The organism is Treponema socranskii subsp. buccale (genome assembly GCF_024181585.1).
In the GTDB taxonomy this organism is placed as follows: domain Bacteria; phylum Spirochaetota; class Spirochaetia; order Treponematales; family Treponemataceae; genus Treponema_D; species Treponema_D buccale.
On sequence record NZ_CP054258.1, the window covers coordinates 481,446 to 506,912 of the forward strand.

Below are 25,467 nucleotides of genomic sequence, written 5' to 3' on the forward strand. Positions count from 1 at the left end.
TCGATCGCTGCCGAGTTTGCTCCGCAGACTTGCCGTGTATGTCGCTTGGTGAGCTTTCGCTCGCGACGGGAATATTGCGCGGGGAAGCAATCCGGTGTAGGGGGGGAGTAAAATATGCATCTACCGAAAAATTATTATTTTCGTTTGCCAAAATATAGTCCATTTATATCAAATCTAATTTTAATTGGAGGAACAATATATTAAGACAATCTTTCTTATCCGAATTATAACATAAAATACTACCGCAATTCTTATTTATAAAAGTACTATTTTCAATTCATAAATTTTGAATTTTTCTTCAGTTTTTACTATAAAAAAATATTCATTAGTTTTTACATTTTCATATTCAACATTTATCTTTATATAATAAATATTACCGATTGGATAATCATATGGCTGTGAATCAAAATCTTTACTCACTTCCATTTTCTTTATAATTTTTCCTGCTTTATTTCTATAAGCCTGATATAATTGAATTTCATTTATATTATGAATTTTTCCAAGGTAATTATAATTATTGTAATTTTCGATTATTTGATTAGATTCTATGCAAATATTTAATTTGTTTTTATAGAACAAATTCTCTATCTCTCTCCAATCATTATCTTCAAAATTCCTATAGATTACCCCTAGCAATTCTTCGATCTCCTTTGAATCCGAATTGGAAATTCTTTTAGAGTTAAAACTTAACGAATTACAAAATATAATATTAAATATTAGAAAAAAGAATGCTATGAATATTTTTTTATTTGGATGCGTCATCACTACTGTCCAAGATAAATTAGATACTATTTAAAGTCTGTAATTCGTGATATAGTTAAGTTAGCACACAAAACAATATCACATAAGGAATTACAGACATGAACAAGTATAACCCAAAGCCGGGACAATTGCTATCGTGCGTTGAGAGACCTCGATTTGAAAAAGAGGTAATTTAAAAATTACTGCAGTAGAAATAAGTCCAAGCAATAACAATGGAATTTTTATATATTTGGAAAACTTACTGAGATTAATAAAAAAATAAATATTCTTTGTATGCCTATGGAGAATATAAACAGGAAAGATCATTATTCCAAAAAACAAATTCACCATAAAATATCCTTCAATAATCATTCCTGTATTATTAATCTTAACAAATAAAAAATACTTAATAAACAGAAAAACAGAATACAATGGAAAATTGATACAAAAAAGTAAGGTATTTATCATCGCCGTTTATGTAAATAGACTGTTATACCAATAAGTACAATTAATAATTTAAATATTATTAATAACAACAAACCCCATATTCCGACACAAATTGTTGCTTTTAATTTCAAATCATTTATATTACCTATAAATTTTATTCTTAATAACCAACCGACAAATATACGCAATAAACGCCTATCAATCAACCCAAAATAAAAATAAATAAAAAAAAACAAGAATAATTGTATTGCCGTTATTTTGTTGGAAAATCTTACTATATAATTTAAACAATCGTTAATATTGTTTTTCACCGATCATTTCTCCAACAAGTCGATCTTCTCATAATAAATCGGCTTTTTATAAAAGTTTCCATATGCTTCAAAAGGAAAGCTCCGCGACATTGCAGTCATCGATTTGATCAATAGAGTACAGCTTCTAAACAGCGGTGCCGCGTTTCCGCTGCAGCGTTATTCGGCGAGTTCGTCCGCGCCGACGATATCGAAACCGGCATCGAGGATCGCGCTTATGAGCAGATCGAGTTTTCGATAAACGCGCTCGTTTGTCGGATCGCGCGAAGAGCCGACGCTTACGGGTACGATACCGCCTCCGTTTTCACTCAGAGATGCAAGACAGCTTTCGATAAAATCGGCAGCATTCCGGTATTCGGTGTACGCGCTCGGATTGTATCTTGTATTCGCTCCGTTTCGCATATCGCCGATTACGGATTCGGCATAAGCATAACCCGCTTTTTTCCCCGCTTTTCGTGCGGCGTCGGTTGCACGGTAAAACGGCGCGTGCCACAAAAGCGAAAGTTCTTTTCCCGTGCATCTGAAAAACTCATCTTCGTTTCGTGCAAGTCCGCGTCGGATAAAGTCTTCATCGATGACGAAGGGGCTCCGCATAAAATCCAGTTCCGAAAAAAACAGAGAGGCGCAGGTGTTGCCGGTGAGCGAAATCTGTTTTGTCTCTTTCGGATAGCGCCTGATAAATTCGCCGTTGAAAAAGAAGGTTCCGCGTATGTTGTACGTGTCGAGTGCGGAGAGAATGAGCGGAAGCCCGTCAGCGCTGTCGTATGCGTCGAAAGCGAGCGCGGCTTTTTTTCGAGGCGGAGTTTTTTGTGCGCTTTCGGGAAACACCGCGCGCGTAACCGCTTTGCCCGAAAGCGTGCGCACGTACAGCGCGTTTTCATAGTACGGGGACGGCGTCGTTCCGAAAAATACGCGGTAGCGGCCGTTTTGCATAGAAACGGTATTTTCGCGGGGGGAGGGCAGTTCGGTCCACTTTTTCAGCGATGCGTCGAGTGAAAAAGTTTTACCTCCCGTCGTCACCGTCGCGCGTCTCGTTTCGCGATCCCACGAACAGGATGAAGCGGATGAAAGGAAGAGAGCGCTGCTCGTGCCCGAAGCGACGTTCCAGCGGCGCACCGATCGGTCTCCTCCGACATAGAGCGTGTCGTTTCCGTTCCAAACCGCGCTCACCGTATTTTCCCCTGCAAGTTCGCCGATGCGCTTCCACGACGAAATGTCGTACACATAGACGGTGCTGCCGGAAAAAAAAGCCGCGCGGCTTCCGTCGGGAGAAATCACCGGACGACAGGAATTTTCTGCGGAGAGAAGGGGCGAAAGGGAATCGGACGCGCGGTATACGGCGGCCATCGGTTTGCCTCCCGAATACGGCATGACGCGCATCCACGCATAGGGCGTTCCGTCGGAATCCCACAGGACGGCAGCATCGATGAGGGAAGCGGAATCGCTCACGTAAGGGCGGGAAAAAACGACGGGAAGATAGTCCGCCGAATTACCTCTCAGGAGATAGCGCGAAAACAGCTTTCCCGATTTTATTAAAAAGAGAGAGGTGCCGTTTTTGTCGACGCTGAACACATCGCGCGAAGGATCGAAGGCCTCGGGCAGACGACCGACAGGCGTTCCTCTGCCGATGACGGCAGAATACAAACCCGTCGTATACAATTCCTTTACGTTGATTTTATAGAGCATGTCGCCGTCGATGTAAAAAACGCTGCCGCCCGCCCAGCACACCGAATCGATCGAACCCGGTCCGATTTCGCGGTAGGCTTCGTCGATTTCGACGCCGCGGAAAAGCGCGTCGGGACTGCAAAAACACACTTTTCCGTCTTTAGCGTAGAGCACGAGGGAGCTGTCGGGCGCCCACTTAACCGGAAGAGAATCGTAACTGACGGATGCGTGCGGATCGAGCGCCGTGCGCCTGCCCGTCGCGGAATTTTCGAACGTCAAAATGCCTTCGGCGAATCCCGTTTTGACGACAAAGCAGCTCCATGCTCCGTCGGGACTTACCGCGCGGGGAAAAAGCGGCATCGAATCGAGGGGAATCGTATCGGCTTGTTCTGTCCATTCGAGCGTGCCCGTTTCGAAGGAATAGCGCGCCGTACCGCAGCGGTTCCGTATTTGCAATACGCTTCCGCCCGAAAGCAGTTCCATCCGCTCGGGATAGCAGGTAAGCGCTCGAGGGCTTTCTGCGGGAGCGCCGTTTACAAGCTTTGCGTAAAAGAGCGAGCGGTAGGACGGAGTTCCGGGAAAATCGCGGCGCACCGTAAAAAGGATTTCGTCTTTGTCGTTCAGATCGGCGTTGCCGAAGGAAACGCCCGCTCCGAGCGGCAGCACGGCAAACGAAGCGAAGATGCAGCACAGGGCGCAGAGCTTCGTCATTTATGCAGCTCCGCACTCAAAACGATCGTGTCGAGTTCGTGCACGAGATCGTCGAGCTGCTTTTCCATTTCGCTTATCTGCCGGTTGCGCGAATCGTTTTGCAGCTGTTCGAGCTGATTGAACACCGCTTCGAGCGATGCGCTGTCGTCGGAAGCGACGCGCGAATAGCCGCACCACGGGCAATAGATAAAATCGTTATCGATCGTGCGCCCGCATCCGCGGCACACAGTTACCGGCTTCATACGGTGACCTCCGTCGTTGTAAGTATAAACCATATCGTAATATTTTGCAAAACCGTTTCGGACAATTCTCCGCGGAACCGATTACTTCAGCACGGAAGACGGATTGACGAGCCGGCCGTTTTTATACACGGTAAAATGCAGATGCGACCCCGTCGAATAACCGGTCGAGCCGACGAGCCCTATGACCGTCGCCTGCGTTACGCCCTGTCCTTTTTTTACGCGCGATGCGGACATGTGACCGTAGAGCGTTTGATACCCGTTCGGGTGATTTACGATGATGTAGTTTCCGAACACGTTCGACCAGCCGACAAAGGCGACGGTTCCGTTCATCGCCGCGCGGATCGGAGTGCCTTCGGGACAGGCCAAATCGATTCCCGTGTGATATGAGCGCACGCCGGTAAAGGGATCGGGACGCCAGCCGAATTTCGATGAAATGCGGTATGCCGCAGTAATCGGGATTTTAAACAAATCGCCGAGCACTTCGTGCAGTTTCGCCGCATCCATCTTCGCGCCGGGGATAAACAACTGCTGCCCGACGGTGAGGGTTTGGCTTGCAAGGTCGTTTACGTCGAGGAGATCTTCAAGCGGCACGTTGAATTTTGCGGAAAGGCCTGTAAGCGAATTGCCTTTCGACACCGTATACATAAGGCCGTCGACCGACGGGATGCGGAGCTTTTGCCCTTCGTGCAGAGAACGCGCGTTTGTAATGCCGTTCACATCGATGAGCGTCGAAAGGTTCGTTAAGCCGAAACGCTTTGTGATGCCGCCGAGCGTATCGCCGGATCTGACCGTATAGGTTTGATACGAAACGGGCTTTTTAAACAATGCGGCGAGTTCCGCGCGCGATTTTCCGCTTCCGACGATATCGCCGCTGTCGGTATAACTTACGGACGCATCGGCGACAAAGGCCGCCATCACTTTATCGAGCGTTTCGAGTTCCGCTTTTCCGCTGTCTTTAAGCGCAAGCGGGCCGGTGTGGCTTGCCGCATACGAAAGCGTCGCTTTGGCGCCCGAAAGAAAAGCGAATACGGCGATCACTGCAACTCCCGCTTTCCAATGCGAAAGTACGCTTTCGGAAAAGCGGCCGAGCGAAATCAAAAACGAGCGCAGCGAAAAATTCGGGCGCACGGCGGCGGCTGCAAACGAATGCGTTAGAGGGGAGTGCGTAAGAGCGTACGAGATATTGTTTTTGCGTTCTCCGAAAAAAAACGGCAATTTTACGGACGGCTTCGTCCGGCTTCCTTCAAAACCGACATAATTGATTATTTCCATATTATTTCTATCGACATAAAAACGCACTCATATTAGAATAAAGCCATGCAAAAAGCTGAAAAAAAAGCGCGGCATTTTATCGTTCCGCTGCTCATCGGTCTGTGTATCGGCATCGTCGTTAAACTCTTCGTCATCGATTTTTTGCATATTTCCGGACGCTCGATGGAACCCGCGATCAAAGACGGGGAAACGGTACTCGTCAACAAACTCGCCTACGGCCTCGTAAAGCCCGGAAGCGCGGGATTTTTCGTTTCGTGGGCGGAGCCGAAGGCGGGCGATATCGTAATCTACCTGCACGCGAACCGCATCGTCGTCAAGCGCTGTGCCGCCGTCGCAGGCGCGCATCTGGAATATTCGTCGAATTCGGGATATAGTCTTTTTGTGGGAGATTTGAAAATCGAGCTGACGAAAGAACAGTATGAATTGATGCGCGCTTCTTCCCGCGTACCGGACGGATACATCCTCGCCCTCGGCGACAACTATGCCGAATCGATCGATTCGAGGAACTACGGTTTCGTTTCCGTCAAAAACGTCGTCGGCAGGATTATTAATAAATGAACGATTTTTTTCACACGAAGCGGATCATAGTCCTTGCCGTTTTCGTTTTTATCGCCGCCGCCTATATTACGCTCCGCTATGTCCGCCTCGCGCTCACGCCTGTCGCCGAAATCACTCCGCGTACGCCCGTCATGGAACGCGGTGCGATTGTCGACCGTTCGGGAAAACCGCTTGCCGTGCAGACGAATTTTTATCACGTCGGCGTAACGCCGAAGATGGTCGCGGACGCCGCTTCATTTGCAAAAGACGTCGCATCGATTCTCGGTATGAAAGAAAGTGAGGTCGCGGCGATTATCGAAAAAGCAAAAGGTGCGCACTTCGTCTACCTTAAAAAAAAGATAGGGCAGACCGCATACGATGAACTCAAGCAGATTATCGATACGAAGGGTTACACCTTCGTGCGCTGCGACAGGATTCCCGGCCGCGTCTATCCGGAAAACTCCCTCGCATCCCAGCTTGTCGGTTATATGGGAGACGACGGAAACGGGCTTTCGGGTACCGAATATTCGATGCAGTCCGTGCTCGCCCCTTCCGTAAGCTCGGACTCCGCGCAGATAGAGCCGGGCAAAAACGTATATTTGACGATCGACGCGAATCTGCAGTACAAGCTCGAACAGATCGCTTCAAACGCGATGAAAAATACGCAGGCGGAAAGCATGATGCTCGTCGCGGCCGAAGCGAAGACGGGGGAAATTCTGTCGTACATCAGCCTGCCGTCGGTCAATTTAAACGAATACGGCAGAGCGACCGTCGAAGAGACGATAGACAGACCTGCGATGACGGCGTACGAGCCGGGTTCCGTTTTCAAAATATTTACGGTCGCGATCCTGTACGACGCGGGGCTCATACACAGCGGCGACAGCTTTTTTTGTAACGGCATGTACGAAAGAAAAACGCGCAGCGGAGAAACGATCCGCATCAAATGTCTCGGCACGCACGGATGGGTAACGCCGCGCGATGCGCTTCGTCTTTCGTGCAACGCCGCGCTCGGCCAAATGAGCGACCGCATCGATGAAGATGAGTTTATCGAAAAGATACGCGCGCTCGGATTCGGAAAGCGAACCGGCATAGAGCTTCCGGGCGAAACGGCGGGCTCGGTCAAAGATCCGAACTCCCGCTCGTGGTCGGCGCGCTCGAAACCGACGATCGCAATCGGGCAGGAGATAAGCGTGTCCGCGCTGCAGATGATGTATGCGGCAACATCCATCGCTTCGGGCGGCATTCCCGTAAAGCTTACGACGATCAAGCGGATTACGAATAAAGACGGATCGACGTATTACGAGCATAAAGCCGAACGAGGTGAGCGGACATTGAGCGAAGCGACGGCGCGTTATCTTTTGAGCTGCATGGAAACGACGGCGACGACGGGGACCGGCTCGCGTGCGAGGCTCGGCGATATATCCATCGGCGTAAAAACCGGAACCGCACAGATGGCGGACAAATCCGGCGGATACAGCAGTACCGATTTTTTATCGAACTGTATCGCGGTCTTTCCGATCGAAGATCCCGAAATTATCCTCTACATCGTTATCGAAAAGGCGAAGGGCGAAACCTATGCGGGGCGCATCGTCGCTCCGGTTATCGCCGAAGCCGCCGACGCGATCATCAATCACCTCGGCATGAGCCGCGGAGGCGCGGAATCGCTTTTGCATTCGGGACGCATCGTGATCCCCGCAGGCAAAACGCTCGCCGTCGGAAGCCTCCTTCCCGACTTTACGAATATGTCGAAGCGCGATCTTTTGCCGCTGTTCGACGGCGGAAACTTCCGCGTCACGATACACGGAAACGGCTGGGTCACAAGCCAAACGCCGCCGGCGGGAACGCCCGTCACGGAGAATATGGTCATTGAACTCAATCTGGAATAAAAACCGCGCCGCATTCGCATCCCGTTTTCCTTCCCTCGCAAAAATGTTCGCATCCGAAATCGCCCGAGTCGACGCGGTGTGTACCGACACGGCCGAGCGCAGCTCGACGTTTTTGTCGGACAGGTCCGCAAGCGATACGCACGACAGCTCAATTCCGTGCGGCGGTTTGAACAACGAGCCTGCGGCAATCGGCCGGCCCTTTCCGTTTTGGAATATCGTTTCGGCAAAAGACGGAAGCGTAAGCGCGTACGAAGGCGGCGCGCTGCTCCATTCGGCGTACAATCCGAAACGGGAAGCCGAACAGGCGGTTGCAAACTCCGATTTCGACGAATGCCGCGCCGCCGTGTTTTTCGGCTTCGGGCTCGGCTATGCGGTAGAAGCCTATGCTTCCCGCTTTCCGGACAGAGCGATTATCATCGTCGAGCCGGACGCCGATCGCTTTTTCGCGTCCCTCGCGCTCATCGATTGGACGGCGGTTTTCGCAAGTAAAGAATGTATCGCAGCCCTTGCCTGTCCGCCGCACACCGTCGTTGCATTTATCGAAAAGTACGGTGTTTCCCGCTGTGCGTTTTTTTCGGTGCCTTCGCAAACTTCTCACGCATCCGATTATTTCGATACGCTTCGAACCCTCGTCGAACGGAACAGACGCAAAGACGATATCAACGCCGCAACCCTCGAACGCTTTGCAAAACGCTGGCTTAAAAACAGCTGCAAAAATCTTAACAATTATGCGCTGAGGCGCGGAGTGTCGGCCTATGCGGGCAACGCGCGCGGTATTCCGTTTACGATCGTCGCGGCAGGCCCTTCTCTGGAAAGTACGCTCTCCTATCTTCCGGAAATCAAAAAGCGCAGCGTCGTCGTGTGTGTGGACACGGCACTCCGCGCCTGCCTCAGAGCGGGCGTCGAACCGGATTTTATCGTCATCGGAGATCCGCAGTACTACGCGTATCGCCACATAGCGGGATTGGCATCGAAGTCGAGCGTGCTCATTGCGGAAATCGCAGTGTACCCCTCGGTCTTTTCTTTTCCGTGCAGGAGCTTTGCGCTTTCGTCGTCTCTCTTTCCGATCGGTAAATGGTTCGAACGGCGGCTCGGCGAAAAAGGCGATTTGGGCGCAGGCGGTTCGGTCGCATCGGCGGCGTGGAATTTCGCGTATGCGGCGGGTGCGTCCGAAATCTACTGCTGCGGACTCGATTTCGCTTTTCCCGGAAAAAAGACGCACATCAGAGGCAGTATGTTCGAAGAGGGAACGCATGAAACTTCGGTGCGAACCCTTCCTGCGGAAACGCAAAACTTGCCGCTCCTTTTTTCGGCAGGCGCGGAGGAGGCGTGCGATTACGACGAAAAGCCCGTGCCGACCGATTCGCGCATGAAAATGTTCGCGTGGTGGTTTGAAAGCAGACTTGCTTCCTGTCCCGATGCGAAAACCTATACGTTCGCGCGATGCGGGATCGCGATTCCCGGCATTGCGCCCGTCGATGTGTGCTCGTTTTTGGAAAAGCCCGACATTACGGTACAAAAAGAAAAATTTATTAAAAAAAGCGAAGCATCGAAAAAAGCCTCTCCTCCGGATAAAGCGCGCTTCGAAGCCGCTCTCTCCGAATTTTTGCACGAAGTCGCGTCTTTTCGAAAAACCGCAGAAGAAGGAAAGCGGATATGCGAAAACGCGCTCGCGGACGGCGGTGTACGGCAAACGACGCTCCGCGCCCTCGCAGACATCGATACGGCGATCCTCAAAAGCGGCGTAAAGGACGCGGTTTCTCTTGCCTTGCAGAAAGGGAGATGCTTTGCCGGTCTTGGCGAAAGCGACGATAAAACAAAAGATGCGTTTCGGAAAAGTCTTTTGCGCTCGCACCTCGTCTACGAAGAACTCGAGCGCGCCGCATCCGAATGCGAAAAATATTTCCAATCGTTTCATTAAAGTTTTCCGTTTTTTCCCCCGATAATAAAAATGTCGGATAACGCGGGCGATTCGACATCCGGGCGCCTGCAATGCCGATTTCCGTGTTTATAAAAGTTGAAAAACGTGTGAGGTTTTTCAACTTTTTTTTTGCTCTTTTCGTATTTTCAGCTTGCAAAACGGACGGAACGCGTTACAATATACGGATAGAGAGTAGTATGAATACATTTGAATTGAGCCTTATAAAGGACGGTGTTTCATTCGATAAGGACTTGCTTCTCGATATGCTGTTTGTCGTCGAGCCGGCAGGAGTTTCGATTTCCCAAGCGGTGATTACGGCCCTTGCCGATTGGGAGTTCAATGAAGTTATCAGCGAAGGCAATGTAAACGTCGATGATTTTATAGCGACGCACATAAAGGCCGGAACGGAAAGATCGAAGACGTCTGAGTCGGTGCTCAGCAGCGGTATAAAGCGTTCTCTCGAAGATGTTCGCCGTATGCGTACGCTCGAAAACAGCGAACAGGCACGGCTTGCAGCGGTGCAAAATGTATACGACGAATACATGAATTATATCGATTATGTGTACACGCACTATGCGACGCATAAACAAATCGATTACGCGAGTTTGGCGGAAACGGTGCGGAGCTTGTGCATTTTTATCCGTGAAAACCGCGGTTATGTGTTGAGAATCACATCGTCTGACGATTCCGCCAAAAAAAATTTTATCGTTACGCATTCGATGCGTTCGACGGTGCTCGCGATTGCGGTCGGACTGCAGCTGCACATGAGCCTATCGAAGCTTGTCGAACTCGGTTCCGCATGTATGCTTCATGAAATCGGTATGCTGCGTCTGCCTCCGCAGCTGTATCTTTCGACAAAGCAATTGTCGTCGGCCGAGCGGGATGAGATATCGAAGCATCCGATCATCGGATTTGAAATCGCAAAAAATCTCAATTTTCCGGTAGAAGTGCAGTTCGGTATTCTCGAACACCATGAGCGCGAAAACGGTACGGGATATCCGAGAAATCTTACGGGCGATAAAATTTCTTTCTACGCGAAGATAATTGCAGTCGTGTGTTCGTTCGAATCGATCGTCGCTCCGCGTCAATATAAAACGGAACGCAGCACTTTTGCCGCGATGGTCGAAATGCTCAAAAACGAAAACCGCCAATACGACGAAACCGTTATCAAAGCGCTGTTGTACAGCATATCGCTTTATCCGATCGGTACGTATGTGTATCTTTCAAACGGAGAAACCGCGCAGGTTATCGATGTGAATCCCGACAATCCGAAAAATCCGATCGTACAGCTGCTCGGGAAAAAAGATGCGGACGGCTCTCCGAAAACGCTTCAGACGGACGACAACGATATAAAGATCATGCGGCCGCTCGGCAAGCAGGAACTTGAAGACGCGATGAAAAGTCTTACCGGATGCGAATGCATTTCCGCACAATAGCGATGCGGAACGGTATCCGTCAATGCCAAGGAGCAAATTATGAAGATCGAAACGAAATGTCTGCATTCGGGATATGAGCCGAAAAACGGAGAGCCCTGCGTTATGCCGATCGTACAAAGCACGACGTATAAATTCGATTCGTGCGATCACGTTGCCGCTCTTTTCGACAAACCGACGGAATACATATATTCGCGGATGGCGAATCCGACCTGTGATGCCGTTGAAAAAAAGATTGCGGATCTTGAAGGCGGCGTCGCTTCGATGCTGACATCGAGCGGGCAGGCGGCTTCCCTGCTTTCGATTTTAAACCTGTGTTCGGCGGGCGACAGCTTTATCGCGAGTTCGGCGATTTACGGCGGTTCGACGAACCTCTTTTGCTTTACGCTCAAAAAGCTCGGCATCGAATGTATTCAAGTTTCCGCCGTCGCCGATTACGATACGATTCTCAAAGCGTTTAAACCGAATACGAAAGCGGTGTTCGGAGAAACGCTCGCCAATCCTTCGCTTGCGGTATTCGATTTCGAAACGTGGGCGAAAGCCGCTCACGCGCGGAACGTACCGCTCATCATCGACAATACTTTTGCGACGCCGATACTCTGCCGTCCTTTCGAATGGGGAGCGGACATCGTCGTTCACTCGACGACAAAATACATGGACGGTCATGCAGTCCAGTGCGGCGGTGTTATCGTAGACGGCGGCAATTTCGATTGGGAAGCGGCACACAAAGCGAACGGTTTTTTTGCGGATTTTTGCGAACCCGATCCGAGCTATCACGGGCTCACCTATACGAAGGAATTCGGAAAAGCTGCCTATATCATCAAAGCGCGGACGCAGCTTATGCGCGATTTCGGCTGCTACCCGTCGGCGCATTCGGCATTTTTATTGAATTTGGGGCTTGAAACGATGCCGCTTCGGATGAGGCAATATTGCAAAAACGCGCTCACGCTTGCAGAGCATTTTCAAAAAAGCGATAAAATCGCATCGGTGACCTATCCCGCACTCGCGGGTGACGCGAATCATGAGCTTGCAAAAAAATATTTACCCGACGGAACGAGCGGCGTCATCGCGCTCGGTATCAAAGGCGGTCGGGCGGCTGCGGTGCGTTTTGTGGATGCTCTTTCGCTTGCAACCGATGAAGTCCACGTCGCCGATATCCGCACCTGTGTGCTTCATCCGGCATCTTCGACGCACCGGCAGCTCACCGATCGACAGCTTGCGGCGGCGGGGATCGACGGCGGCATGGTACGCTTCAGCTGCGGCCTTGAAAACGTCGAAGACATCATCGCCGATGTCGACCGTGCGCTTTCGGCAGTATAAGCCGTAGACATTGTAAATTACCGGTGAGGCGTGCTCTTGAAAAATCGTATGTCTGAAATGCGGAGGCGGCTTGAACACACGAATAAACGCACGAATAAACAGTGGACGCAATCGGTTAAAACGTATATACTGAAAACGAGTTGAAGTCTATTCCGACAGCTGCATAGAAAAGGAGCTTCGTTATATTTATGGAAAAGAATACCGCATTCCTTAAAAAAAATATAAACAGTGCAACCGGAAAAAAGCTATTTTCAATCCGTAAAAAAGTAATTATTGTTTTCGGAAGTCTGATTGCCGCAGCGATACTCATCGAAAGCGTTTTGGTAATCGGCTTGGCGCGCAGGGCAGTCATCGAAAAACTCGAAGCACACTTGCGCGATAAAGCCGTAGATACGGCGGAAATTATCGACGGAAGGATAAACACGCACTTCCAATTTCTCGAAGGTATTGCACGTATACCCGTTTTGTATGATTCTTCGTATTCGTATGCACAGCGCGTCGCGCTGCTGAAAAGCGAAGCCGCGCAAAACGCTTCCATCCGTGAGCTCGATATAAGCGATACGCGGGGAACATTCTATTATGACGGAGGCACCGTTCAGGTAGCCGACAGAAAGTGGTTTCAAACCGCGCTTTCCGGAAAGAACTTTATTTCCGAGCCGTATATCGAACGTGCAAACCATACGCTTGTCGTAACGCTCGCCGTTCCCGTTTACGATGCGAATAACCGCATTTGCGGGGTTTTGTCCGCCGATATTCCCGGTCTCCAGCTGCGCGAAAATGTTAAAGATATCGTAATCGGAAAAACGGGAAACTGCTATATTATAGGGCCGACGGGTACGTCGATTGCGGACGTGGATGCCGAACTGGTACTGACTATGTCCAATGCCTTTGAAGAATCAAAAACCGATCCTTCCATGGTTTCAATCGGCACGTTTGAACATAATGCCATAGCATCGAATGTCCCTGTTATCGGTTCGTATACATACGAAGGCGTTTCGAAAGTTGCAGCTGCGGCAAAGATGCGTTCGGCCGATTGGACGGTCGTCATCAACGCTCCCTACGGCGAATTCATGGACGAAGTGAAAAATCTCAGCATTTCGCTGTTTGTCATCGGTATTCTCATCTTAATTGCGGTCTTTGTCATCGTCTATTTTATCACCACGCAGATGGTAAAGCCGGTTCGTCTTGCGACAAGCGCTTTGAAAGATATTGCACAGGGTGAGGGCGATTTGACCGTGCGTCTTCCGGAAAACGGGAACGACGAAGTGACCGATGTCTGCGAATATTTTAATAAAACGATCGAAAAAATCGCCGCGTCCATACGCACCGTCGATAAAAACAGCTATACGATGACCGACATAGGAAACGACCTTGCGTCGAATACGACACAAACCGCGAGTTCCGTTCATCAAATCAGCGCAAATATCGAAGGCGTCAAAGAGCAGGCGATGACGCAAAGTACAAGCGTTACCGAAACTTCGGCGACTATCGAAGAGATTATCCGCACGATCAGACAGCTGAACAACAGCATTCAAAATCAGGCGGCAAGCGTTACGCAATCGTCGGCTTCCGTCGAAGAGATGGTTTCGAATATCATGGCTGTCGGTCATACGCTTGACAAAGCCGATGAAGCGATCAAAAAACTTGCATCTGCGACCGATGAAGGCAAAAATACGCTTATAACTGCAAACGAAGTTGCACAGAAAATTACCGAAGAATCGGGTTCTCTTATGGAAGCGTCGAGCGTTATCCAGCGTATCGCAAGTCAAACGAACCTTCTCGCCATGAACGCCGCAATCGAAGCCGCTCACGCCGGCGAAGCGGGTAAAGGTTTTGCCGTCGTTGCCGACGAAATCCGTAAACTCGCCGAAGATTCCGCGACGCAGGGTAAATCGATTACATCGACGTTGAAAGCGCTTTCCGCCGAAATCGAAACGCTTTCGGTTTCTTCCGGAACCGTCGGAGAAAATTTCACCGCAATTTTCAATCTCACCGAACAGGTAAAAGAGATGAGCGGCCGCCTTACCGAAGCGATGAAAGAACAGGAAAACGGCAGTAAAGAGGTGCTCTCCGCGATGAGAGACATCAATTCGGTAACGACGGAAGTACAGACGGGTTCTGAAGAAATGCTTAAGGGCGGCGAGAGCGTTGCGCGGGAAATGCGCAGGCTCGACGATCTGACGCGCATCATCACCGACAGTATGAATGAAATGGCGTCGGGTGCGGCTGAAATCAATAAATCCGTTCAAGAAGTGAACACGTTGACGCAAAAGAATAAATACAGTATCGACAATTTGGCCGCTGAAGTGAGAAAGTTCAAGATATAAACGCGGCGAATAATCGGCGATCGATCGTGCAAGCAACCCCCGCTTTGTCCATAAAGCGTTAATACTGATTTTTTCAAGTGCCGTTGCCCGAAAACGGAAGTTTTTGGGCGGTTTTTTTCTATGCGGTATTTGAAATTGCATTTGTACGGCCGAAAACGGCAGGACAATAAAGAATTTGTGTCAAAACGATGCGATTTCAACGCGTTTTTATGAGGGTGAGTAGATTTGACATAAATTTACTCAAAATCCGGGCGAAAGTCAAGAAAAATCGAATCGCAATCGGCGGCGCAAAAAATCATCGATTTTTTATTTTATTGTATTATAATGAAATATAAATAATGCGCAGATCTAACAGAATATTATCGTAACGATTTTCCTTCGGCGGCATTTGTTGGCATAGATATTGCAATAATTTACGTATACGGTTTGTGCCGGCTTGGAGGTTTACCTATGACAAACGACGAAAACATCCTTTCAATGTATTTGAAAGATATCAATAAAGTTTCTTTGCTTTCTCGCGACGAGGAAACCGATTTGGCGCTGAAAGCGAAAGCGGGCGACAAGGCGGCAAAAGACAAAATCGTCAACGCGAATCTGCGCTTTGTCGTCAACGTCGCGAAAAAGTATCAAAATCACGGACTCGATTTGCCCGATTTGATCAGCGAAGGCAATATCGGCCTTTTGACGGCGGTCGACAGGTTCGACGTATCGAAGGGCTATCACTTTATTTCATACGCGGTGTGGTGGATCCGTCAGGCGATTTTAAAAGCGATCTGCGAAAAGAGCCGCGCCATTCGGCTGCCGCTCAACCGCGCGAACGAACTCGTTCAGATCGAACACGCGCGAAAGCTTATGACGGGCGATAAAACCGAAGAACAGGAATTCGCCGAAGTTGCGCGTATGTTGAAGATGGACAAGCAGCACGTGCGTGAAATGGTGAACATTTCCCGCGATATGATTTCCCTCGACGCGCAGGTCGCTTCGAGCGACAACGACCGCACGTCCGTCAGCGATTTTATCGAAGACGAGCGCTACGACAATCCCGACGAAGAAGCGATTTCGAATGCGATGAAGCGCGATATCGGAAAAGTGTTGAACACGCTGAAACCGAACGAAGCGAAAGTACTGTCGCTGCGCTACGGGCTGAACGGCACCCGCCCGATGTCGCTTAAAGAAGTCGGCGATACGTGCAATCTTACCAAAGAGCGCATCCGTCAAATCGAAAAGCACGCTATCGTGCGCATGCGCCATCCGAGACGTATGCAGCGTCTCGAAGCTTACATCGCATAGGCGTTTTGCCTGAATCGTGCCGGCGTTTCGTTCGATGCGCGGCCGGCATTTTTCCCGCTTGCACGGTAAGCTTAAGGCGTCAGCGCAAAACGCTTCGCATATATTCGAACGCGTCCTTTCTCGCTTCGACGAGGATTTTCCCGTCGCGGCGGATGTCCGCGATGCCGAGTTCGAGCTCTCCCGATTGTGCGGTTCCGGTCACTTCGCCGGGGCCGCGCAGTTTTAAATCCTGCTCCGCAATAAAAAATCCGTCGGTGCTTTCGCGCAGAACTTTCATCCGCTCGATCCCCGTTTCCGTGATGTTTTTTCCGTAGATCAAAAAGCAATACGACTGGGCATTTCCGCGTCCGACTCTGCCCCTCAGCTGGTGCAGCTGCGCGAGTCCGAAGCGGTCGGCCTGTTCGATGACGATGCACGTCGCATTCGGTACGTCCACTCCGACTTCGATGACGGTCGTCGCGGCGAGCACTTGTATGCGCCCGCTTTGAAAATCGTGGAGAATGCGCACTTGTTCGTCTTCATCGACGCGCGAATGGATGAGCGCGCAGGAAAATTCCGGATACACGCGCTCGGATAAAAACGCGAACATCTCTTCCGCCGCCTTTGCCGCGGATTTTTCTTTCCCATACAAAAGCGGAAACTGCGCGTTCCGCGTCCGCTTTGCGCCTGCTGCCTCCGCCCCCGATCCCACATGCGCCGCTTCGGCGGATTCCGTGTCGTCGCCGTTTTCGTCTTCTCCGTCCGTTTGCCGGCCGTCGCCTTCTATTGCGGGATAGACGAAATACGCCTGATGTCCCGCTTCGAGTTCTTTACGCACCGCTTCGTACGCGTTCGCTTCGTTTCCTTCCCGCACGAGATAGGTTTTCACCGCCTTTCTTCCTTCGGGCTGCGTGCGCAAAAGCGAAACGTCCAAGTCGCCGAAAGCGGTGAGTGCGAGCGTCTGCGGAATCGGCGTTGCGCTCATCATCAAAAGATGGAGCGTGTAGGACGAAGTACCTGCAATCTTTCTGCCTTTTTCGATTATCGCCTGACGCTGCAAAACACCGAAGCGGTGCTGTTCGTCTATGACGGCGAGCTCGAGGTCGTTGTATTGCACGGCTTCGGAAAAAAGCGCGTGCGTACCGATTACGATGTCGATATTGCCCGCTTTAAGCTGTTTTAACAATTCCGCCCTGCCGCCCGCTTTTACGTTTCCGGTGAGAAATGCGACGCGTATGCCGATCGGCGCGAGCATGCGCGAAGCGTTTTCCGCGTGCTGCCTGGCGAGCAGTTCCGTCGGAGCCATAAACGCACACTGTCCTTTCCAGCTGATGACGCGGAGACATGCGAAAAAAGCGGCGAGCGTTTTGCCCGAGCCGACGTCTCCCTGCAAAAGCCGCGCCATCGTAAACACCGGAGGCCGCTCGTTTTCAGCGCGTTCGGTTTTTATGCCTGTTTTTCCGTCGTCCGTATGTTCAGGACTTGCGTTTCTCGTACATTCCGCCGGATCCTTTTTTTCATCGTTTGCGACGAGTTCGCGCTCCCGATAGCCCCTGTCGAGGTCGTCATCCATTTCCATGACGACGTTCATCTGATCGAGCGTGAGACGGAACGGGAGGCGGTCGTAAAGCGCTCTTTGGAGCGGAGAAAGCGAATCGATGAATATCTGCCGTGTCGCGTCGTATACGCCGCCGTCTGCACCGTCGTGTGCGCCGCTTTGGGCGACGGCACCTTGCGATCTTCCGTTCGCCGCGCCGCTTTCATCCGTGCCGGCGGCAGGGCTTTTGCCGCCTCCGCTTTTCGCTCCGCGCTCTTCCGTACTTTCAAACGGAGAGAGCGAAAGCGATGCGTCGGGGACTGTGCCCCTGTGTTCCCACGCGCGCTTTGCTATGACGCATTGAAAATGAAAGAGCTCTTCGTAGATGAGCGTTCGCCGCGCTTTTTCGGCCTGCAAAAGGCTTTCGGGCGCGTGCACCGCCCGGATCGCATCGCGCTTTGAAAGGAGTTTGTGTTTTTCCATGATGTAATCGGGCAGTTCATTTTCGATTCCCGCGCTGTATTCTCGAAGAGCGGCGAAGATCGTTTTCCGTACGTTTTTTTGATTGAGTCCTTCGGTGAGCGGATAGACGGGGAGGACGCGGGAGTCGGGAAGCGTCATCTTTTCATAATCGGCAAGATCGCCGCTTTCGCTCAATTTAATAATTTCGAATGAAGTGCTTTGGAGTTTGCCGTATTTTATATCGAAGGCGCCCGTTACGGATATGATCGTTCCGACGGGAAACTGTTTTTCCAAAAACGGCCGATTGAAGGCGACGAGTTCCGCTTCCGCTTCTCCGTCACAGATGATGAGCTTCAGCGTTTTCATCCTGCCGTAGCCGAACCATTCGTGGGAAGTGACGATGGCGGCGCAGTGCACTTTCGATGAGCGGAATGCGGAAAGCCCTATACGTTTCGTGCGGTCGTCGTATTGTTTCGGATACAGCGTGAGCAAATCGGCTACGGAAAATACGTTGAGCTTTGCGAACAGCTTTGCCGCCGCCGGCCCGACGCCCGGAAGAGTCGTTATCGAATTGCGTATATCGCCGAGTTTCATTATTTAAAACGGCAGCTGCTGTACGATTTTTATAAGCCATTTGAAAAGGTAATGGCCGCCCGCGAGAGCTCCGATCATGACGGCGATCGTGATGCCGAGAGAGGTTTTATAGCCGACGAATTTGTTTCCCGTAAATATGCGGGAGATGCGGTGTACAAAGGGTTCGAGCGCGTAATCGAGCTGCGACCAAAGCGAGCCGTAGTAGTTCGCCCGCTTTTGCGAAAGGATGACGATAAATCTGATGACGAGCAAAACGAGCAAAAACAATGCGAGCGAATTGACGATAGACCATGCCATACCGATGATGATCGCGAGAACGGCACCGAAATATATGCGCCCCGTCATCAAAATATTCTGTAAAATATACGAAAGCGCATACAAAAGTCCGATCGAAACGGCGGGAGAAAAATCGAGTGAGCCGATCTGCATCCATCTCGTACCGCGGAATATATTTAAAAACGGATCGCACAGCGCAGACAAAATCCTGCCCGGCGCCGAATACTGTGCGCCCGGAATCCACGTGAGGATTATCCGTATAAAACACAAAAACGAATAGATATTGATGAGCCGTATGAGCGTCGCGATAACATACCTTACCATGTGCATCCTCTTACAATTTTTATGCAGTCCATACGTCTTTGACGAAGGGCAGCTCTTTCAATTCGGCGATAAGGGCGGAATCCGACGGTACGGTGAGCTGCGAATTGGCTTTGACGATGTACGGGCCTTTACCGGTATCTATATGAAAATATACAAAACATTGACCCGATTTGCCAAATAAAAAATCTTTCAGCGGGTTGATTTCTGCGGCATCCGCAAAACCGTCTTCGACGGCGATGTGCACTTCGCTGACCGCGTGCGCTTCGAGAGAGGCGGGATCTTCAAGCGAATCGACGATAAAGGATGCCGCGTCGTTATTCACATCGACTTTGCCTCGGAACGCATAGATACCGTCTTCGAAAATCCGCGATTTTACCGTTTCCCACGTGCGCGGAAATATCGTAATGTCGATCGCGCCTCCGTAATCCTGCAGCTTTGCAAAGGCCATTTCGTCGCCTTTTTTCGTGCGGATGATTCGTATATCGGTGAGCATACCGAGCGCGACGTGCTCCCGTCCGGAGTTCCGCGTTTGCCACGACGGCGCTCCGTTTGCGATGCGGGCGGTTTTTATAGCCTGCACATCTTTCGCTTCCCGTTCGATATTTTGCGAATTGAGCGTCACCGCGTTTTTTACCGCGGTTTTATAATCGTCGAGCGGATGACCGCTTACATAGCTTCCGATGAGCTGCTTTTCTTCGTTGAGCTTTTCGGTTTTCGACATGTCTTCGACTTTTTCGAATACGAAATCGGCGAAGACTTTTTCGTCGGTACTGCCGAATAAATCTTCCTGTCCGTTTGCCGCATCCCTCTTTTTCGCTTCCGCATACGATACGGCGTTTTCAAGATTTTTCAACAGCGTCGGCCTGTTTTGACCGAGTTTATCGAAAGCGCCCGTTTTGATAAGCGCTTCGAGTGCGCGTTTGTTTACCGTGCGGAGATCGACGCGGTCGAGAAAATCGATAAAGTTTTTATACGCACCGTTTTTATTTCGTTCATCGACGATGCACTGTGCCGCCGCTTCTCCCATACCTTTGATGCCTTTCAGTCCGAATACGATGTGTCCGTCCACGACGTCGAACACGATGTCCGAGCGGTTGACGTCGGGCGCGTCGACCGCGATGCCCATGTGCCGCGCCTCTTCGATGTATTCGGGCAGTTTGTCGGTCGATGTGATTTCGTTCGTCAAATTCGCCGCCATGAATTCCGCGGGGTAGTGGCACTTGAGCCAGCCCGTGCGGTATGCGACTACCGAATACGCGGCCGCATGCGATTTGTTAAAACCGTAGCCGGCGAAGGGCACCATGATTTCGAATATGCGGTCGGCTTTTTGTTCGGAAAATCCGTTTTTGACGGCGCCTGCGATGAATTTTTCTTTTTGTGCCATGAGGACGTCTTTTTTCTTTTTGCCCATGGCGCGGCGCAGCATGTCCGCCTGTCCGAGCGTAAAGCCCGCGATCCGCTGCGCAACCTGCATAACCTGTTCCTGATACACCATGACGCCGTAGGTTTCTTCGAGAATGTCTTTCAGGCAGTCGTCGGGATAGGTGATCGTTTCCGGATGAAAGCGGCCTTGGATAAATTGCGGGATAAACTGCATGGGACCCGGCCGATAGAGCGCGTTCAATGCGACGAGATCTTCGAGTTTTGTCGGCTGCGCTTGACGCAAAACCTTTTGCATACCCGGCGATTCGAATTGAAAAATCGCCGCGGTATCGCCCCGCTGAAAGAGCTCGTAGGTTTTTTTATCGGCTTCATCGACGCTTTCCGTGCGGAACTCGCTCTCTCCGGGTTTTCGATGCTTGTTGATGATCGTCTCGGCATAGCGGATAAGCGAAAGCGTCTTCAATCCGAGGTAATCCATTTTGACCAAGCCGCAGGGTTCGATGATATCCATCGTATACTGCACGCCGACTTCGCCCGTTTTCGGATCTTTGAAAACCGGCGCCCAGTCGGGAAGCGGCGTCAGCGAAATCACCATGCCCGATGCGTGAAGACTCGTGTTGCGGTTCATATTTTCAAGTTTAAAACACAGCTCGAAAAGCTTTTCGTAGCGCGGATCGTCTTTGAATCGGATGAGCTGCCCGTTTTCGGGATGGCTTTCATCGGGAGGCGTGAACGCGTCTTTTAAACGGAACTTCGGATTGTTCGGAATGCACTTCGTAAGCGCCGTCACTTCCGCAAGCGGAACGCCGAGCACGCGTCCGACGTCTTTGATGACGGCTTTCGCTTTCAGCGTACCGAAAGTGACGATGTGTCCGACTTGCGGATCTCCGTAAACTTCCCGCGTGTGCCGGATAACTTCCTGCCGAAAATCGTAATCCATGTCCACGTCGAAGTCCGGCATCGAAATGCGTTCGGGATTTAAAAAACGCTCGAACAGCAGCTTAAAGCGGAACGGATCGATGTCGGTAATTTCCATCGCGTATGCGACGAGGGAGCCGGCGCCCGAACCGCGGCCAGGCCCGATCGGTATATTGTTTTTTTTCGACCAGTTGATGAATTCCCATACGACGAGAAAGTAGCCGGAAAAGCCCATCTTAAAGATGATGGAAAGTTCGTGTTCGGCGCGTTCGGTCATTTCCGGCGTTATCGTTTTATAGCGTTTTCGCAAACCCGTTTCGACTAAGTGGCGCACGTATTCGTCTTCGCTTTTAAACGGTTCGGGAATATGCACGTGCGGCAGACAGGTACGAAGTTCGGCCGTATCGTATTGGTGAATCGTCAGGTTGCACATATCGGCGATTTTGAGCGTGTTCGCCATGAGTTCGGGGTAATCGGGAAAAAGGGATCGCATTTCCCCCTCGCTTTTAAAATACCACTCTGCTCTGCCGTCTCCCATCGTCTGGTGCGGTTCGGAAAGCTTTGTCTGAAAGCCGATGCAGCGCAGCACGTCTTGCGCTTCGGCGTCTTCTTTCATGCAATAGTGTACGTCGTTCGTCAGCACCGCCGGTATATTGAGCTTTTTTGCGAGTGCGATGAGGCGCGGGGCAACGCGCTTTTGCTCTTCGACTCCGTGATCCTGCACTTCGATATAGTAGCGGTCGGGGCCGAAAAGTTCGGCATAGCGCCTTGCGGTTTCTTCCGCATGCGCTTCGTCTCCGTGGAGCAGCGCCTGCGGCACTTCGCCCTGCAGACAGGCCGACAGACAGATAAGCCCTTCGTGATATTTTTCGAGCAGTTTGAAATCGATACGCGGTTTATAGTAAAAGCCTTCCGTATACGCGATGCTCGAAAGCCACGACATATTGCGGTAGCCTTTTTCGTTTTCGCACAGCAAAATAAGGTGATAGTATTTTCCGCCGTAGCGCGTCTTTTCCTGTACGCGGCAGTCGTTTTCCGCGACGTAGAATTCTTCGCCGACGATCGGATTGATGCCGTTCGTATGGCAGAGTTTTTCGAAATTGAGTACGCCGAACATAGTGCCGTGATCGGTGAGCGCGAGCGCTTTCATATTGAACTCTTTTGCGCGCTTTACGAGCGATTCTATTTTTGCCGCGCCGTCGAGCAGCGAATAATCGGAGTGCACGTGAAGATGCACGAACTGCGAAGGGGGGGTGCCTTCCGGCGCTTCGGGGAATTTGGGATAATCTGCCATACCGTCAGTATAGATGATTTCCCTCGTAAGGGAAAGTCGTCGCATCAGGTGTGCGGTTTTCGCGGCGGGAACATCAGAGACCAACGCATCGGGAGCGCCGCCTGTTTTTTACGTTTGAACGGTATATGTTCCGACGTTCCGTTTCGTATTTCGCCGTTATCGATTATCAATTTCTCCCGTCCCGCATCTATCCAATTACCAATTCAGGGATTACGCATGAAAAATGTATACACAGAAAAGAGACATAATATAAAATAAAAAAAAGCGGAACGCGAGGCAGCGGCAATGCCGCCGAGCCGCTCAGACCGAGTTTAAACGGGATGCTAAAATAGCGCCTCCCGTTTAAGTGCAAGTTTGCTCCGCAAACTTGTTTATATACGTGTGCGCTTTCGCGCACGAGTGCGGCATTTTCGAAAATCGACATTTTCTGTAATGCCGCACTTCAGAGAATGGCAAGCGAACTTTTTGGCAAAAAAGTTCGCGCAGTCCGATTCCAATCACGGTCTGCTGCGGCACTTGCAACGAGCGCGAAGCGCGAAGTTCCCCGCGCAAACGGCAGGGCTGCTGCCGGGAGTGCAGCCGATTTTGTACGGTAATGGTTGTTTTTTGGGGAATATAGATTCTCATGCGTAATCCCTGATTACCCATTATTAACGCCTTTACTTTTCCGCGCATACGGCATATACTGTAGACGATGAAAAACGTATTTGCAGCGTATATGTCGTACGGGATACTGTCGTACGGGGTACTTGACACGCATACGCGCATCGCGCAAAATTCACGGCTTCACGGCTTCACGGCTTCACGGCTTCACGGCTTCACGGCTTCACGGCTTCACGGCTTCACGGCTTCACGGCTTCACGGCTTCACGGCTTCACGGCTTCACGGCTTCACGGCATAGGGCGAATTCCGCCCGAAATCCAAAACATACGATCATCTCTCTCGGCGGTGCACGAAGGGTATCTTTCGCGCGCCGCAGCTCTTTGTCACGGAACGCAGCGAAAGAAACGCCTGCACGGCTTTGTTTTCCATGCGGTTGATTGTCGGCTTCAAAGCAGCGCATATATCAAACAGGTTTAGGAGGAATTATGATACACAAAAAATCGTTTACGGCTGCGGCGCTTGCCGCAGTATTTTTGCTTGCAGGCTGTCAGCAAAATGCCGAAACGCCGGCACAGCCGCCGAAGGACACGACAGCACCTGCCGAAGTTGCAAACTTTACGGCGACGCCCGGAAGTGCAAGCGTCGTCATTTTAAGCTGGAAAAACCCGGCCGACGACGACCTCTATCAGGTAGAGATCACGGCAAACCCCGCTCACGGCTCGCTTAAAAACGCCATATACCTTGCGGCGGAAAAGGGAAAAGATGTAAGCTACAGTGCGGACGGTTTAAGAGCCGACACGAACTACATCTTTACGGTAAAAACCGTTGATACGTCGCTCAACAAAAGCGCGGGCGCTGTGAAAAAGCTCTATGACGACCCCGTCATTACAAAGATTGCGATCCCCCGTGCGGGCATAAGCTATGGGGGAAATGTGCTCCCCGTAACGATTGTCGGAAAAAACTTTACCGCTCCCGGCATAAGCGCGGCCGATTTCAGCGGTACGGGTGCAACCTTTTCAAATTTCAAAGTTATAAGCGATGTAAAAGCGACTGCGGAAGTAAGCTGTCCGAATACGGCAGGCGAGCATATTGTTACGGTACACTGTAAAGGCGCGAGCAAAACGGGAATGCTTTCCGTCAAGGACTACACCGGTTGGGATCCCGGAAAAATCGTACTTGCGGATAATACGGTAGTCGATAAAGACGGCTATACGGCAATAGATTCGGCAAATCCGCCAGTCGCAGTCGTTTACAAAACGAACGCATATGGGGGTGCGATCGGCGTTGCGCTGCACAGGTCACATTTGCCGTGGGCAAAAAGGGATACGAGAGGCTATAACACGAAATTCGAAGGGATCATCTGCACGCCGAGTAGATCGCATACAAGCGGAGCTGCCGCTTGGGCGACTTTTACGGGCGATACGGGCGGAAGCGACAACTGGGATTATATATGTTCCGTAGACCCCGTAGGAGCGGCGAATGCCGCCGTAAACTACCCCGCCTTCGACTGGGTGAATACGTACAATGAGACGTACAAATCCAAGCTCGGGGCAGCCCGTCCCGCATGGTATATGCCGAGCATAGCCGAACTCTCGGAAGTGTATAAAAATAAGGATACGGTAAATGCAAGTCTTTTGAAAATCAAGGGGATTAACGGCGCCTATGCGGATGCAAATCTCGAAACGGGGTGGTTCTGGTCGTCGTCGCAGTTTTCCAACAACAATTACTATGCGTGGCTTGCGGAATTCGGTAGCGGCACCTTTTACTACAGCTACAAGTACTACGATTACGATGTGTGTTGTATAGCCGGCTTTTAACGTGAGCGTTGGTAGTGCGTACATGAGCTTCCGTACGGCTCGTGCACGCACGGAAGTAAGTATGGAACGTGGCGAAATGTCGCAGGAGTTTTACGGTATGGACTTATTCGCTTCGCTTGAGAGAAAGAGGATTTTGATTCAGGATTTAAAATATATAATCGAATTGCAGCGGTTTTTCGG

Annotated in this window: 15 protein-coding genes; 8 read left to right on the forward strand and 7 right to left on the reverse strand. The window is 50.7% G+C overall.

The features are described from left to right. Positions 1 to 255 precede the first annotated feature (255 nt). The 4 genes from HRI97_RS02110 to HRI97_RS02125 form a co-directional block, all read right to left on the reverse strand. Positions 256 to 762, reverse strand: coding sequence for a hypothetical protein (locus HRI97_RS02110; RefSeq protein WP_253726279.1), 507 nt, complete (start codon positions 760 to 762; stop codon positions 256 to 258). Between the two features lie 893 nt (positions 763 to 1,655). Beyond that, positions 1,656 to 3,872 (reverse strand): polysaccharide deacetylase family protein, encoded by a 2,217-nt coding sequence (locus HRI97_RS02115; RefSeq protein ID WP_253726280.1) that lies wholly within the window; start codon positions 3,870 to 3,872, stop codon positions 1,656 to 1,658. Next, the gene (locus HRI97_RS02120) at positions 3,869 to 4,114 is read right to left on the reverse strand and encodes a zinc ribbon domain-containing protein (protein WP_180486878.1); all 246 of its coding nucleotides are present in this window, start codon (positions 4,112 to 4,114) and stop codon (positions 3,869 to 3,871) included. Before HRI97_RS02120 ends, HRI97_RS02115 begins: the two co-directional genes overlap by 4 nt. A gap of 81 nt (positions 4,115 to 4,195) precedes the next feature. After that, a complete protein-coding gene (locus HRI97_RS02125; RefSeq protein ID WP_253726281.1) occupies positions 4,196 to 5,386 on the reverse strand; it encodes a M23 family metallopeptidase in 1,191 nt (396 codons plus the stop codon). A 45-nt stretch (positions 5,387 to 5,431) separates the two neighbouring features. Here HRI97_RS02125 and lepB point away from each other — a divergent pair, with 45 nt between their 5' ends. From lepB to HRI97_RS02160, 7 genes are all read left to right on the forward strand, one after another. Next, on the forward strand, positions 5,432 to 5,944 hold the full coding sequence (gene lepB / locus HRI97_RS02130; protein ID WP_253726282.1) for a signal peptidase I: 513 nt from the start codon (positions 5,432 to 5,434) through the stop codon (positions 5,942 to 5,944). After that, on the forward strand, positions 5,941 to 7,809 hold the full coding sequence (locus HRI97_RS02135; protein WP_253726283.1) for a penicillin-binding protein: 1,869 nt from the start codon (positions 5,941 to 5,943) through the stop codon (positions 7,807 to 7,809). Before lepB ends, HRI97_RS02135 begins: the two co-directional genes overlap by 4 nt. Further along, complete coding sequence (locus tag HRI97_RS02140; protein ID WP_253726284.1) at positions 7,790 to 9,730, forward strand: motility associated factor glycosyltransferase family protein; 1,941 nt, start codon at positions 7,790 to 7,792, stop codon at positions 9,728 to 9,730. The genes HRI97_RS02135 and HRI97_RS02140 overlap by 20 nt, the downstream gene beginning before the upstream one ends. Positions 9,731 to 9,927: 197 nt before the next feature. After that, entirely contained in the window at positions 9,928 to 11,166 is a 1,239-nt protein-coding gene (locus HRI97_RS02145; RefSeq protein WP_253726285.1) for an HD domain-containing phosphohydrolase, read from the forward strand. A 39-nt stretch (positions 11,167 to 11,205) separates the two neighbouring features. Further along, positions 11,206 to 12,483 (forward strand): O-acetylhomoserine aminocarboxypropyltransferase/cysteine synthase family protein, encoded by a 1,278-nt coding sequence (locus HRI97_RS02150; RefSeq protein ID WP_253726286.1) that lies wholly within the window; start codon positions 11,206 to 11,208, stop codon positions 12,481 to 12,483. A gap of 188 nt (positions 12,484 to 12,671) precedes the next feature. After that, positions 12,672 to 14,810: a methyl-accepting chemotaxis protein gene (locus HRI97_RS02155; protein ID WP_253726287.1), complete on the forward strand. Its 2,139-nt coding sequence runs from the start codon at positions 12,672 to 12,674 to the stop codon at positions 14,808 to 14,810. Between the two features lie 450 nt (positions 14,811 to 15,260). Then, positions 15,261 to 16,100 carry a sigma-70 family RNA polymerase sigma factor gene (locus HRI97_RS02160; RefSeq protein WP_180486870.1) on the forward strand — a complete coding sequence of 280 codons (840 nt, stop codon included), beginning with the start codon at positions 15,261 to 15,263 and terminating at the stop codon, positions 16,098 to 16,100. Positions 16,101 to 16,179: 79 nt separating this feature from the next. On the opposite strand, the gene HRI97_RS02165 is transcribed toward HRI97_RS02160, so the two are convergent. Genes HRI97_RS02165 through dnaE form a run of 3 tightly spaced genes read right to left on the reverse strand, consistent with a single transcriptional unit; the run spans position 16,180 to position 22,867 of the window. Then, positions 16,180 to 18,672, reverse strand: coding sequence for an ATP-dependent DNA helicase RecG (locus HRI97_RS02165; RefSeq protein WP_253726288.1), 2,493 nt, complete (start codon positions 18,670 to 18,672; stop codon positions 16,180 to 16,182). Between the two features lie 3 nt (positions 18,673 to 18,675). Then, the gene (locus HRI97_RS02170) at positions 18,676 to 19,272 is read right to left on the reverse strand and encodes a YggT family protein (protein ID WP_180486869.1); all 597 of its coding nucleotides are present in this window, start codon (positions 19,270 to 19,272) and stop codon (positions 18,676 to 18,678) included. 19 nt (positions 19,273 to 19,291) lie between these two features. Further along, complete coding sequence (gene dnaE, locus HRI97_RS02175) at positions 19,292 to 22,867, reverse strand: DNA polymerase III subunit alpha (protein ID WP_253726289.1); 3,576 nt, start codon at positions 22,865 to 22,867, stop codon at positions 19,292 to 19,294. A 1,088-nt stretch (positions 22,868 to 23,955) separates the two neighbouring features. On the opposite strand from dnaE, the gene HRI97_RS02180 reads away from it, so the two are divergent. Beyond that, positions 23,956 to 25,287, forward strand: a complete 1,332-nt coding sequence (locus HRI97_RS02180; protein ID WP_253726290.1) for a hypothetical protein — start codon at positions 23,956 to 23,958, stop codon at positions 25,285 to 25,287. The last annotated feature ends 180 nt before the right edge of the window (positions 25,288 to 25,467 follow it).